The following is a 13107-nucleotide window of genomic DNA, read 5'->3' as shown; positions in this document are numbered from 1 at the left end:
CACGGTGCACTGGGATATCTTTCTCCCGCTCGCTTTGCACAGCAATTTACTAAAAAATCCGTTGCGTGACTGTCCACTTTCTTGACAGAGGTCCAAGATTGCCCTTATTTTATAACCTGTTATAGTTGGTGCTGGAATCAATGTATTCGATACTGCGGTGGCCGCTCAAATGATTGCAGAATACTGGAGCAAGACTCAGGCAATCCATGGAGCTACTATAGTGAGCTATGAGGAGTACCAAGGATGCGTCCGAAGTTGCTTCATCTGAGAGATATAACCTGTGGTGTACGTTTCATACAGTCCCATAAATAATGGACCTCGCTAAGCAGATAACAAACAAAGACAGACAAGGATGGTGGAGTATGAAATACAAACTGATTGCACTGGATGTCGATGGAACACTGCTCAATGATGATCATCAACTGAGCGAAGAGAACATGAAAGCCATTGCGGAAGTAACGCGGCTGGGTGGCCGAATTGTATTATGTACAGGGCGCAGCCCGCAGAACTCGATTCCTTTTATGCAGGAGATGGGACTGTCGGGTTATGTGTTGGGTCATAACGGAGCAGCCACCGTGCGCGTGGAGAACCGGGAAGTGCTGCATCAATACGGATTAGACGCACGCGGATTAGACCCTTATATTGAGTATTGCCGCGAACGCGGGATGCATTTTGACATCAATACGGCTTTTGATATGTACGTGGACAATGTGGAGAACCTATCCAAAGAAGCTAATCATATGTATGAGAATTTTCAGGTTGTACCAGCCTCGCTGCCGGCCTGGGAAGATTTCCGGGAGCCGATTGTGAAGTTCACTGTGTTCTCGAAGCCGGATATTCTGGATGAAGCAGAACGGGAATGGGGCACCTGGACACAGCAATATAACATTTTGCGCAGCGGGGAATTTTTCATTGATTTTATGAATCCAGAAGCGTCCAAAGGCAATGCACTAAAAAACCTGGCCGCAGATCTCGGCGTTCCCCGGGAGGAAGTTCTATCAATCGGCAACTACTTCAATGATATTTCCATGCTGACGTATGCTGGTCTAGGCGTAGCGATGGAAAATTCTCCGGTTGAGGTTAAAGCGGCCGCTGATGTCATTACCGGCACCAACAATGAACATGGCGTACGTGATGCGCTCGTAAAATACTGTTTGTCCTAAAGTGACAAGTAGAAAGAACAAGATATACTAAAACGTTATTTATAAAAGACTGTAGACACAAGCAGCCGTTAAGGCGATGCGTGTTTGCAGTCTTTTTTTGCGAGATGCAATTCTTTGGTTGAGTGGGGCAAATCATTCTGAATACCGAAATGGTACAGCCTCTTTGGCAGAGAAGGCAAGCCTTTGGTTGGGTGACGTTCCTGTTTGGTGTATAGGCACATTCGAATCTATTAGAAGATTGCATTAAAAAGTTATTATTTGTAAAATAAAACATATTAAATAATAATGATGGTTGATTTTGGGAGTTAGAGTTTACGAGTGAAGATACGAGAGAGGAGGGATCAGGATGAGCCTTCTATAGGCACTTATTGTGTAAGCCCAGCACCCCAAAGGTTTGGTGGGTAATGTGATGCTGAAGATGATGAACAAGGCATATTCGAAGCTGCTTCCCTTGGCTTTTCACGAAACTGCGATAAAAGAAGATCACATTATACTGGACAGCGGCTGTAGTGGTGGTCAGACATACATAGGTTAGCGCAAAAATATAAACTTGCCAAGATTTACGGTGTCGATATTTCTCCGAAATCTTTAGAAACGCCAACACAAAAAATCGGGAAGCAGTAGCTAGCGGCAGGCCTGGAGGAACCTTTATCATTGTTTCTCAAATTTACAAAATCAATTACCATATGCATTCATTTACTCAAAATGAAGAAGTAGAGCAATTGTTCAGGCAAACCGGCTTCAAAGCAGTGAGAATTCGAGAGAACCACTAAGTGAAATTAACATTCAAACAGAAGACTAGGCATGATTCTGGTGAAGTTACCATCTAGTTAAGAGTGAAAAAAGGTCCACCTCCCAACTAACAGCATTTTTGTATCTTATATTTTTTAAAAAATGATAAATGAGGTACATAAGAGCATTGTTGTATCTTATTTTTCGAAAAAGTAAGTTGGACGGGGTATTCGGAAGATTTAAGGTACAATATTGTACTTAATTCTCATTAATCCTTGACTGCAGAGAATTTAGGATACAAAAATGCTGTTAATTGCACTTCCGAAAGGTTGTTGTGGGGATGGAGTATCTAAGAGTAGGCTTATATGGGGGAGCAAACTAATCTGAGGTCTATGTAGCTTGAACTGAAAAATAAAACAGCCGCATCATCCTCAATTGGACGGCACAGCTGCTTGTCGTGTATATGCTTTATGTCAGTAAAACTTAGATGAACAACGAACGGGAAATGATAACGAGCAGAATGAATAGTACCAAAATCGCTCCTGTTGAAGTAAAACCTCCGTAACCTGCACCCATAACTGATTCCTCCCTTAGGTCTGATCTTGTTCCCAATGCCGATGCTGTACACTCGGTGTGTTTGGGATAATGACATCATATGCCGGGGAGGACTTCATGAACTGGTCATAGGCCCATTGCTTGTCAAGATAGGCTATAGGCTACGGAGACCTTTGGGAAGATGATTCTTAAGCTGTCCTGAGCTGGCTTTGCCCCAGCTGACCGGGAGGCCGTCTACTGTTACCAGCGTCCAACCGTGCAGCCCGGCGGGGACAGACAAACTTTCACCACGTAGCCAGGCATTGATTTCGGGACCGTCCGCGGCCAAGTTATAACCACGTGCAGCCTGTCCTTGTTGTAATGACATGGCTAATGCATGGGCAGGCTCGATCCGGTTTTTCTTCATGTGGGCAACATGCAGCCCGGCTCGGGGAACTCTCAGCCCATCAAGCAGTCCTGGATGCATGATCTCATTGAAGGATTCAGGGAGCAGATACAGTGATTCACCGAAGAGAAGCGGAACACCCTGCACATTAAATCCGGGCAGTTCCGTCGCCGCCCAAGCTTTAAATTGCTCTAAAGCCTCTTTGGTAGAGGAGGCAACTCCTGGACTTCGCTTATTTTTCCCACTGCTGCGCTTATTACGCTTAGGCTCTGCCACCAATGCTGCATCGTCATCTTCCTGCTTCCGCAGGAGCGCCACGAAATGTCCCTCACCTTTTTCTAAATGCGGCCATAGCCGCTTGCTGGTTACCAGTTCCATATCGGGATAGCTGTCCAGGATTTGCTCAATGGTGTCCTCATTTTCCTTGCGGTTAAAAGTGCAAGTGGAGTAAGCTATGTAGCCACCGGGTTTAAGCATTCTATAGGCTTCCTGCAAAATGTCCCATTGTCTCGAAGCGCACATCTCTACATGATCCGGTGACCATTCGGCAATGGCCCCGGCATCCTTGCGGAACATGCCCTCGCCGGAGCAGGGAGCATCCAGCATAATCCGGTCGAAGGTCTCGGGGAAGCGCCGGGCTAATTCCTCTGGGGTAGCGTTGGTGACAAGTGCGTGTGCAATGCCAAGTCGTTCCACATTTTCGGCGAGAATCTTGGCCCGTTCAGGATGAATCTCATTGGAGACCAGCAGGCCCCGGCCCTGCATCAAAGCAGCGATATGGGTAGTCTTGCCTCCTGGTGCTGCTGCAAGATCCAATACAGTCTCCCCGGGACGTGGGGCCAGCAATTCGGCGGCGGACATTGCCGAGGGCTCTTGTATATAATATAGTCCGGCAGCATGGTAAGGATGTTTGCCCGGACGGGATGGATCTTCGTAATAGAATCCTTCAGAACACCAGGGTACCGGTTCCAATCCAAACATGGAGACGGTGTTCTCAGCGGTGCTCAGGCCTGCTGTCGTCCCGCTTTTAAGCCGGTTGAATCTCAGTCCTTGGCTGCGCGGTGCTGTGTAGCTTTTCAGAAAAGCGTCCGCCTCTTGTCCCAGTATATCTCTCATTGTTGCGGTAAAAGCGGCGGGCAGCCGTTCTTCCATCATACGTCATTCTCCTTTTGTCAGTTGCTGTTTCATGTTGATACCGATAAAATCAAAGTATGAATCATTAAACCTCCCCAGACATGATGTCCTTATCTGGAAAGTTTACATATGAATAACTATATCACAATTGCCGGGTCTCACCGTAATCAGGGCAATAGTAAAGGGGATAGACCTATGAATTTGCTGCAAGCGCTCTTCTTTCCGCCGGAACAACCCGGCGGGGTATCTTCTATGATTCCATATCTGCAGGAAAGGTTCCGTTCCAGCCGCTGGGAGATGGATTTGTTCTGGCTGCCCAAGCGGATACGCGGGAAAGGACATGAGGAAGTTGTGTTCGAAACCTTCGATTGGACACGTTATGGCGAAAGCCATATTGTGCAAAAATATATCCAAACCTATCGTGATTATTTATGGTGGACAAAGCTTCGTCTGAGCAAAAAATATGATCTTATTCATGCGCATCACCCCATAGCGGGACTGGCGATGAAGCAGGTTTTCCCTGACGTTCCGTTGATCCAGACTTTGCACTCCAGCTATGAGCGGGAACTGATCCTGAACGGAGTCATTGCTGAGGGTGGGCTGGAGCACCAGTTTCTAGTATCCATCTATCGTGAGCTGGAGCATGTCAGTGACCGTCTCATGACCGTATCGCGCTCCTTCGCCGACTATCTGTCACCATATCTGGATGAGCCTACGCGTGTCGGGGTGATTCCAAACGGGTTCGATGAGAAGCGATTCAAGCCGGTCCCGCATGATAATAATATTCCCCAATTAGTTACTGTCACCCGTTTGGTGCCGGCGAAAGGGATTGATACGCTGTTTCATGCCTGCGCCGAGCTGAAGAAGCGCGGACATGAGTATGTACTGCATATTATCGGCGATGGACCTTCCCGGTCTGAGCTTGAGAAGCTGGCTCAAGAACTTGGTATCTATAATGAGACGATTTTTTATGGATATACGCTTCATCCAGAGGAATTTATGCCCTTCTTTGATATCTTTGTTCTGCCTTCCCGCGCGGAAGCCTTCGGCTCTGTTTTTGCGGAAGCTGCGCTGAGCTGTCTGGCTCTGGTCGGCACTAATGTGGGCGGTATTCCGGAACAGATTGAGGATGGTGTGAACGGACTGCTAGTCAACCCGGACGATGATATTGAACTGGCGGACGCCTTGGAGAAAGTGATTGCCGATCCAGCCTACCGTTATGAGCTGTCACGGTCAGCCTGGGAGAAAGCTAAAAGCCGTTACTCCCTTACCCGGGTTGCCAATGAACTTAAAAAAACCTATTTGCAGCATCAATCCGGAAAGAAGGGTTGAGCGTGATGATCCCTTTCCGGTTTCTGCATGCTGCGGATTTGCATCTGGACAGTCGTTTTGCCGGTTTGGCTCATCTGCCGGCCGCTGTCCGCTCCTATTTACGGGAGTCTACCTTTGCCGCCCTCGGGCGGCTTATCTGTTTAGCGATAAAGGAAAATGTTGATTTTGTCGTCATCAGCGGGGATATCTATGATGTGTCGGATGCCTCTTTGCAAGGACAGCTACGATTCCAGGAGGCCCTGAAGGAGCTAGGAGAGCAGGGCATCCCTGTATTTCTGATTCACGGGAATCATGATCCGCTGGATGGTCCGCGTCTGGTTGTCGAAATGCCGGAACATGTAACGGTATTCGGAGGGGATGTGCCGGGATATGCCACAGCTCACCGCCGCAGGGACGGACAAGAAGTCGCTATTGTAAGCGGTATATCCTATCCTACTGCCAAGGTTACCGCAAACACAGCAGTGACATTTAGCCGGAAGCCAGGCAGTGAGCTGTTTCATATTGCCCTGCTGCACGGGAATGTGGACGGCGATCTCCAGCATGAGACGTATTCACCGTGCAGCCGCAAGGATCTGATTGGTCAAGGGTTTGACTATTGGGCGCTGGGCCATATTCATAAGCGCAGCATTTTATATGAAAAGCCTTATATCGTTTACCCCGGAAATATTCAAGGACGTAGTGTCAAGGAGACCGGCCCAAAGGGCTGTTATGTGGTTGATGTGAGGGAGAACGGAGAAGCGGCGCTGCAGTTTCACGAGCTGGATGTCGTCCGTTGGCAGGTGACTGAGCTGTCTATCGACGGCATGGAACATGAAGCACAGTGGGTCGAGGCGGTGGAGCGGAGGATTGAAGACATCCGGGAGGCAGATCCGCATCTGATGACTGTCGTCCGGTTCCGTCTGACGGGCAGGGGGAACGTTCATCGCCTTCTGGCAGAAAAAGGGGCAGCTGCGGATTTACTGAGCGAACTTCAGCGGCGTGAAGCGCTCCGGGCAGAGCGGAAGGAATATCCAGGTCTGGTATGGACAGAAGGTTTTGCCGTGGAATCTGGACTTGCAGTAGACCGATCGCGGTTGCTGCAGGAGGATAGCTTTCTGGGCGAAATGCTCCGATTAGCTGAAAAGGGTGAAGGTGAGGGTTCACGGGAAGAGCTGGAGGATATGATTAGCAGCGCAATTGCGCCATTAATGGAGAACCGTGAACTGCGCCGGCTATTGTCACAGGTCAGCGAAGAAGAGAAACTGGACTGGCTCAGAGGCGCGGCAGAGTTGGGCATTACGCTGCTGAGCGGACTGGAAGGTGCCGGTGAAGCTGAGGGTGGCTTCCGTGAACAGCCTGACGGAGGGCGATATGATGAAGATTGAGCAATTGCAAATCAGCGGCTTCGGCCGGATTCAAGGTCGCGAGTTGGCACTGAGTGATGGTGTTACGGTGCTGTATGGCCAGAACGAAGCCGGGAAAAGCACGACACTCCAGTTCATCCGTGCGATGCTGTACGGGATTCCTGGACGCAGTTATCCCACAGAACGTTATGAGCCTTCCCATGGCGGGGTTCATGGTGGAGTGCTTAAGGCTCGGGACCGGGAGGGCGGACTATGGCAAATCCGCCGTTTTGCTGGAGGTGGAGAGGGGCAAGGACGGGGTGAGAAGCTGAATGTTACCGTGAGCCGGGCAGACGGGACGACGGAAGAACTAGGTCAGGCAGAACTGGAGCGTCATCTGCTTGGTGGTGTATCCCGCAGTATGTTCCGCCAGCTGTTTGCCGTGTCGCTGGACGAGCTGCAGGAACTGGCTGCGCTGCAATCTGATGAGATGAGCAGTTATTTGTTCCATGCCGGTATGGGCGGCGGTGGTGAAATTATGCGGGCGGAGCGCCGGCTGGTGCAGGACGCGGAAAAGCTCTATAAGCCGAGAGGCAAGGTTCAGGAAGCAGCGAAGATCTTGCAGTCAATCGAAAAGCTGGAGCAGCAGATGGCGGATAGCCGCTCTTATCTCCCGCGTTACAACGACAATACGTCGTCACTTGAAGAGACGGAAGCTCAATTGGCCAAGGTCGAGGAACGGCGCGACAGCACTGGCGCCAGATTGATTATGCTGCGCAAGGCGCTAGAAATTCGCGATGTATGGCTGCAATGGAGTGCTGCCCGTCTGGAATTTGCCGGATTGCCGCAAATTCAATCTTTTCCGGAGGAAGGGGCGAACCGCATTCAGGAGCTGGAAGCCGAGATTCGAGGCGCGGCAGCAGCTGCCGAACGGATTGAGCGGCTGCAAGCGGAACTGACAGCAGAACTGGAACAGAATCCCCCAGACCCTGTGCTGGTAGCCCAAGGTCCGGTGCTGGAGCGACTCGACCGTCGTCGTAGCATCTATGAGGACCGCCGTCTAGAACGCCAGCGGCTTACAGGGGAGCTTGATGGGCTGCTGGCGCATATACAGCGCATCTTGCGGAGCATTGATCCTGCGTGGACTACAGCAGAGCTGGCGACATTCTCCGGTGCGGCGGGTGACCGGGAGGCGGCGCGGCGCTACGCTGCGGCGTTCGCGAGCTATGATCGCCGCATGGAAGCCCAGGGCGCAGCACGCCAAGCGCTGCGTTCCCGGCTTGCGGCTGCGGCAGCATCGCTGCAGGCCGCGGAGCGGGCCCTGGCGCGCGAGCAAGCGGCAGGCGCCGAAGTCTTCGCCGCGCTGCGACCGGCCAGCGCGCGGGAAGTGCTGCAGCTCTGGGATGAGCTGCAGCAGGCCGCGGAGCGCTGGCGCGAGGCGAAGCTGCACGGCTTGCAGCACGGCGCGGGGAGCGATGAAGCCATGCGGGCCCGCATGGCTTCGCTCTACCGGCGCCTGCTGCTGACCGGTGCAGCCCTGACCGCGCTGCTGCCCGCGGCGCTGTGGCTGACCGGGGCACCGCCGGTCAGCGCCTGGATCGCGCTCGGCCTGCTGGCCGCGGCCGATCTGGCCCTGTGGGCCGGCCTGCGCGGAGCGGGCCGGCGCAAGGCGTCCCCGCCATGGTATGGCGGGGACGGCGGAGATGCAGCCGCCGAGATGCTGCGGCTGCGGGGGCTCTTGCTCTCCGGGGCGGAGCCGGAGAGTGGCCCAGAGGGACGACCGCTGCGCAGGTCGTCCGGAGGCCCTGCCAGCCCTGACGCAAGCGGGCTGGAGGCGGGCATGAGGGAGCTGCGCAGGCTCATGGATGCCTGGACCGCCTGGCGGCAGAAAGTGGATCGCGCCAGTGATGAGCGCGAGGCCTGCCGCACCGAGATGGAGAGCCTTGCCGGGCAGGAGCAGGCACTTGCTGCTGAGATGCGCCAGGAAGAAGCGGCCTTCACCGAGACGGCTGGCCGATATGAAGCCTGGCTGCGAAGCCATAAGCTGCCGGAGGGTCTGTCGCCGGAGGGTTTGCCAGAGATCTTCAGTGCTGTGGAGCAGGGGAATGAACTGCTTCAACAGCAGAGCAAGCTCCATCTACGGCTTGCACAGCTGGAGGCGGAGTGCGTAGCCTTCGAGGATGAGGTATTGGCTCTTATGGAAGAAGCGGGTTCCTCAGTAGAAGAAGTCGCTGCCTCTGCTTCGCAGCCCGAGATGCCGGGATCGGAGAGTGGAGAGCGGGAAGAATTGGCCCGGATGATTCCCGGCTGGCTGGAAGCCAGGAAGCTCGCTTGGGACGGGCTCAAAGCAGAGCTGTTGCGGCTGGATGATCTAACTTCCAGGCTGAGATCGGCAGAGGGAGAATATGAAGAGGCCCAGCTGCATTTGGAGCGGCTGAATCAGCGCCGCCTAAGTCTTTTGGAGCAAGGAGGCGCTGAGGACAGCGAGGAGTTTCTGCGCCGCTCGGCGGCAGTTCAGCGCCGGGGCGAATTGGAAGGGAACCTTCGCCAATGGGAACTGGCCATGTTCGGTGGCTGGAGTCAAGAAGGAACTAAGGAACTGCTTGCTCTACTGGATACGCTGGATGCTTCGGCGTTGGAGCAGGAACGCTCAGCTGCAGAAGAGCAGGCTGCAACGTCAGAAGAAGAGCGCAGTAGTCTCCTTCAGCGACGAGGGAAGCTGCTCCAGGAGAGAGAATACCTGAAGGAGCGCTGTCTAGAAGACACGGTTCTCCAGCAGCTGGAGGAACAACGGTCCGCACTTCGTCTCATTGCAGGGCAATATGCGGTGACCGCAATTACTGCGGAACTTATCGGCAGGACGCGGAGAATTTACGAGCAGGAGAAACAGCCGCAGGTGCTGCGGCTGGCCTCGGTCTATTTTAACAAGCTGACTGAGGGAGAGTACCTCAGAGTGGTGATGACTCTGGGGCATAAAGAGCTCAAAGCGGAGCATCGGACAGCGGGACTGCTGGATAGCGGACTGCTAAGCCGCGGAACTGCGGAGCAGCTCTATCTGGCATTGCGGCTGGCCCTGGCGGAGACGATGGCTCGGCAAGCCTGTCTCCCATTACTGTTCGACGATCTTTTTGTTAATTTTGATGAACAGAGGCTGCATGCTGCGCTCTCATTGCTTGGCGAGCTGTCGGCGACCCGACAAATCGTAATGATGACCTGTCACCGCCATGTCGCGGAAGCTGCTGGGGTGCTGATTCCTACGGCTGCTGTTATTTCCGTGTAATTCGTGAAGCTGGCTTCAGCTTGGCTAAAGAAGTCTCATCTCTGCCAGATTCGGGCTTCGGCCCTTCTGGTGGCGGGGAGATAGGGGTGCGCATCAGCTTGAATCCCCATACAAGTGCTAGACCGCCGAAAATGGGATAAAACACGGATAAGAGAGAGCTGAATCCGAATTGGCTAAATAGGTAGCAGGTTAACATGAGCAAAGCGATAATTACATCTTGGGATAAGGGCAGCCTCTGTTTTAACTGCGCGGTAACACCGTAAATATCCGCCACAAATGTGCTGAAGATTTCAAGGAAGATTAGCAGCAGGTAGATCGTTTGGACCACGGCTCCAAGTCTAAATGCGATGCTGCCCATTGGAATTTCGTACTGCATGATTCCGGGCATTTGCGAGCTCATGGCAAAATGCGCTGCCAGCAGTAAGAGACCTATTCCAGCCCCGCCCAGTATACCGCCCCGCAGCAGGGCCTTCTCGTCTTCTGTCTCCCGGGCAAGCGGTACAAGAACAGCCTGTGCCATCCCCAGGTTAAATGCTGTATACAGTAATGGAGACAGCCAGGCAGAGAACGTGCTGGTGTCCGTCTGGAGAAACAGAAAATATTCAGCGCCCGGTTGATGCATCGTATTAATCACAATAATCAGAGAAAGAGCCAGCATGAGTGGAACAACGGTGCTGTTCATGTGGAGGATACCAGAGATGCCTCGTGTCAGCAGCAGATAAGACCCTAGGATGGTGAGGATTAGTCCAGCCTGATAATGAAAACCCAGGTGCTCCTGAAAAATGGCTCCCGCACCGGCAAGCATAATGCTGTTTACGCCAATCAGAATCACCATGGTGAACAGGCTGATTATACTGCCTGTCTGCTCGCCAAAGAGGTGGCGGTTGAAATCCTCATAAGAATTCGCCCGGATCCGCCGGGCGAGCACCATCATTTTGGTGCCAAGCCAAATAAACAGTATAGTGGAGCACAGGATCGTGATCAGTGCCCAATGACCGTAACGGGTAAAGAAGCGGAGGATTTCTTGCCCGGTGGCAAATCCGGCCCCTACGATAGTGCCAATATAAGTGAATGCGATCTGTAAGGTGCGAAGATGGGTTTTCACAGCTTTCCTCCTTGTTTTTGGGATCCTCTGTCAGGTGCTTGAATGATGTATCACAACAGAGGTGCCTTGAGAGTGGTTATTTTGGAGCGGTAATGGAGCAGCGGATTGCAGGATTGCCTTGTGTACTCTATATAGTACAGGTTATGATGAGGAACAGAAGGACATGACTTCTGACGTATTCCTTTGTGTGGAGTGCGCGGGAAGATATGGATTATATAAGTGTATTGGAGGTTCAAAGTCATGGAAGTGTTGAAAAAGCGGATTTTGGAGGAAGGTATCGTCGTTTCGGATCAGGTGCTTAAGCTGGATGCTCTATTGAATCACCAGGTAGATCCCGAGCTGACGATGGAGATGGGACGGGAGTTTGCCCGGAGATTTAGCGATAGCGGGATTACTCGTATAGTAACCGTGGAATCCTCCGGAATTGCCGTGGCATTTGCCACCGCCTTGGTTATGAATGTACCGCTCGTCTTTGCACGCCGCAAAAAAACACTGCTGGCCGATCCCGATGCGCTGTGTGAGAGAGTCCCTTCGTTTACCAAGGGAATAGTTACCGACATTATGCTTTCCCGTCAATTTGTTTCGCCAGAGGATAAGATTCTGTTTATTGATGATATCATCGCTAATGGAGATGCGGCGCGGGGATTGATCAAAATTATTCAACGTTCCGGTGCAGAATTGGTTGGCTTAGGAGTCGTTGTGGAGAAGAGCTTCCAGGCAGGAGCGCGCACCATCCGCGAACAAGGTATTCGTCTGGAATCCTTAGTCCGGATCAGTTCCCTAAATGAAGGAACAGTTGTCTTCGAAGACTAGAAGGCAGTGGAAACAAAACACAAGCCTATTTTCCAAACAACTTCTTTTCACCCTATGATTTTTCCTTTATAATAAAGCTTAGACATAGGAGAGGAGGCGTCACAATGGGGAAAGAACCGGTGACAGAGCAATTTTTTATTGATAAATTAACCGAGGCCAAGGATCACTTCGAGCGTGCGCTGGATTGCAAACATACGGAGTTTGACGATCTGTACCCCTATATGATTGAACATCCTCAGTTTTTTTGGTACAAACGCTATGTAGCTTGGTCGGAGTTGTTGACCATTACAAGCTTGTGTGAAGAACTGACCTACGCCTGGAGAGAGAAGTTTACGGCGAACCAGGTAGAGTATTTGGAGCAACGTGTGATGTCCGCTAAAGTTCTCGATTTCTGGTTTGAGAAGAATGAAGCGCTGATATAAGGAACAGACACAGGAATAACGGATTTACGAGCAGGAGACCCAGGTGAATTCTCATTTGGGTCTTTGTTTTATGAAAGGAATTCGGATAAGCTATCGTAGAAGGGGGAATGACCATGATTAGCGATGAACAGCTAGATGCCTACCGCATCTCCGGTGAGAAAGTACGTGTGGTACGCGACGGCATTGCCAGCAACGATATTAGAGGAATCGTACTGGCATGGGACGAGTCTCAAGTGATGATTCGCCGCCCTAACAGAAATGTGGTCAAGCTTGATCGAAATTACTTGATTCAGCCTGCCAAGGAACCGAGAAGAGATCCCGATAATATATAGTAATGTATAACCTAAACAGCTCCCTGGCCAATCATCCTGGCAGGGAGCTGTTCTGTGTTCCGGGGAATTCCACAGAGATTATATAGATAAAGCTAACTGTACCACATCTTCTTCTCGGGAGACCATAGAGGAGTCCGTAGCAAGGCCGAGATAGGCACGCATACGAAGCATCATCTCTCTTCGGAAACCGGGCCAGAGGATATTCATCTCTCCGATATACCCTCTGCAATTGTATTGTGCTTCTACACCACGTTGATCCTGACGCACGGTGTTGATCTTCAGATGGCGGGAAGTCAGCTCACGATTCACCTCCTGCAACATTAACGAGGCCTTCTTGGCAGCGCCGGATACAAGCTCTATATAGAGCTGAGGTGTCTTGAACAGACCGCTCTTGCTGATAACCCGACAATCGCGTTCAAATACTTTATGGATAAATGTTAGCAGCAGGTAGCTTCTCACAAGGGACAGTTCATCTTTGGTAATTTCTTCGGTTGAATTGGAGTTGTTACGCTTAGTAGTCGCCATTATAAAT

The 13107-nt window shown here is 51.8% G+C and carries 11 protein-coding genes; 7 read left to right on the top strand and 4 right to left on the bottom strand.

Annotation, left to right across the window (positions count from 1 at the left end; all coding sequences use genetic code 11):
• The first annotated feature begins 362 nt into the window (after positions 1–362).
• Complete coding sequence (locus ACFVU8_RS09980; protein WP_379468762.1) at positions 363–1163, top strand: Cof-type HAD-IIB family hydrolase; 801 nt, start codon at positions 363–365, stop codon at positions 1161–1163.
• Positions 1164–2378: 1215 nt separating this feature from the next.
• Here the strand turns inward: ACFVU8_RS09980 and ACFVU8_RS09975 are convergent.
• On the bottom strand, positions 2379–2471 hold the full coding sequence (locus ACFVU8_RS09975; protein WP_217492820.1) for a YjcZ family sporulation protein: 93 nt from the start codon (positions 2469–2471) through the stop codon (positions 2379–2381).
• 133 nt (positions 2472–2604) lie between these two features.
• Positions 2605–3990, bottom strand: coding sequence for an RsmF rRNA methyltransferase first C-terminal domain-containing protein (locus ACFVU8_RS09970; protein ID WP_387427148.1), 1386 nt, complete (start codon positions 3988–3990; stop codon positions 2605–2607).
• A gap of 174 nt (positions 3991–4164) precedes the next feature.
• Here ACFVU8_RS09970 and ACFVU8_RS09965 point away from each other — a divergent pair, with 174 nt between their 5' ends.
• From ACFVU8_RS09965 to ACFVU8_RS09955, 3 genes are read left to right on the top strand one after another with little or no spacing between them, the layout of a single operon-like run.
• Positions 4165–5301 (top strand): glycosyltransferase family 4 protein, encoded by a 1137-nt coding sequence (locus ACFVU8_RS09965; protein ID WP_379468768.1) that lies wholly within the window; start codon positions 4165–4167, stop codon positions 5299–5301.
• A gap of 5 nt (positions 5302–5306) precedes the next feature.
• On the top strand, positions 5307–6665 hold the full coding sequence (locus tag ACFVU8_RS09960; protein WP_387427238.1) for a metallophosphoesterase family protein: 1359 nt from the start codon (positions 5307–5309) through the stop codon (positions 6663–6665).
• Complete coding sequence (locus ACFVU8_RS09955; protein ID WP_387427146.1) at positions 6607–9903, top strand: AAA family ATPase; 3297 nt, start codon at positions 6607–6609, stop codon at positions 9901–9903. The genes ACFVU8_RS09960 and ACFVU8_RS09955 overlap by 59 nt, the downstream gene beginning before the upstream one ends.
• Here ACFVU8_RS09955 and ACFVU8_RS09950 read toward each other — a convergent pair.
• Positions 9890–11008, bottom strand: coding sequence for a YkvI family membrane protein (locus ACFVU8_RS09950; RefSeq protein ID WP_379468772.1), 1119 nt, complete (start codon positions 11006–11008; stop codon positions 9890–9892). The two genes, ACFVU8_RS09955 and ACFVU8_RS09950, sit on opposite strands and share 14 nt — an antisense overlap.
• Positions 11009–11248: 240 nt before the next feature.
• Between ACFVU8_RS09950 and ACFVU8_RS09945 the strand changes: the two genes are divergently transcribed.
• The 3 genes from ACFVU8_RS09945 (at position 11249) to ACFVU8_RS09935 (ending at position 12575) form a co-directional block, all read left to right on the top strand.
• On the top strand, positions 11249–11821 hold the full coding sequence (locus ACFVU8_RS09945) for a xanthine phosphoribosyltransferase (RefSeq protein WP_066371725.1): 573 nt from the start codon (positions 11249–11251) through the stop codon (positions 11819–11821).
• Positions 11822–11925: 104 nt separating this feature from the next.
• Positions 11926–12243 carry a hypothetical protein gene (locus ACFVU8_RS09940; RefSeq protein ID WP_175374381.1) on the top strand — a complete coding sequence of 106 codons (318 nt, stop codon included), beginning with the start codon at positions 11926–11928 and terminating at the stop codon, positions 12241–12243.
• A 113-nt stretch (positions 12244–12356) separates the two neighbouring features.
• Positions 12357–12575: a hypothetical protein gene (locus tag ACFVU8_RS09935; protein WP_175374382.1), complete on the top strand. Its 219-nt coding sequence runs from the start codon at positions 12357–12359 to the stop codon at positions 12573–12575.
• Positions 12576–12653: 78 nt separating this feature from the next.
• Here ACFVU8_RS09935 and ACFVU8_RS09930 read toward each other — a convergent pair whose 3' ends face one another.
• Positions 12654–13100, bottom strand: a complete 447-nt coding sequence (locus ACFVU8_RS09930; protein ID WP_387427145.1) for a YhjD family protein — start codon at positions 13098–13100, stop codon at positions 12654–12656.
• Positions 13101–13107: the final 7 nt, after the last annotated feature.

The organism is Paenibacillus sp. NPDC058177 (genome assembly GCF_042883835.1).
GTDB lineage: Bacteria > Bacillota > Bacilli > Paenibacillales > Paenibacillaceae > Paenibacillus_AQ > Paenibacillus_AQ agri.
Note: the sequence above shows the minus strand (reverse complement) of the source record. Positions and strands in the feature narration are given on the sequence as shown.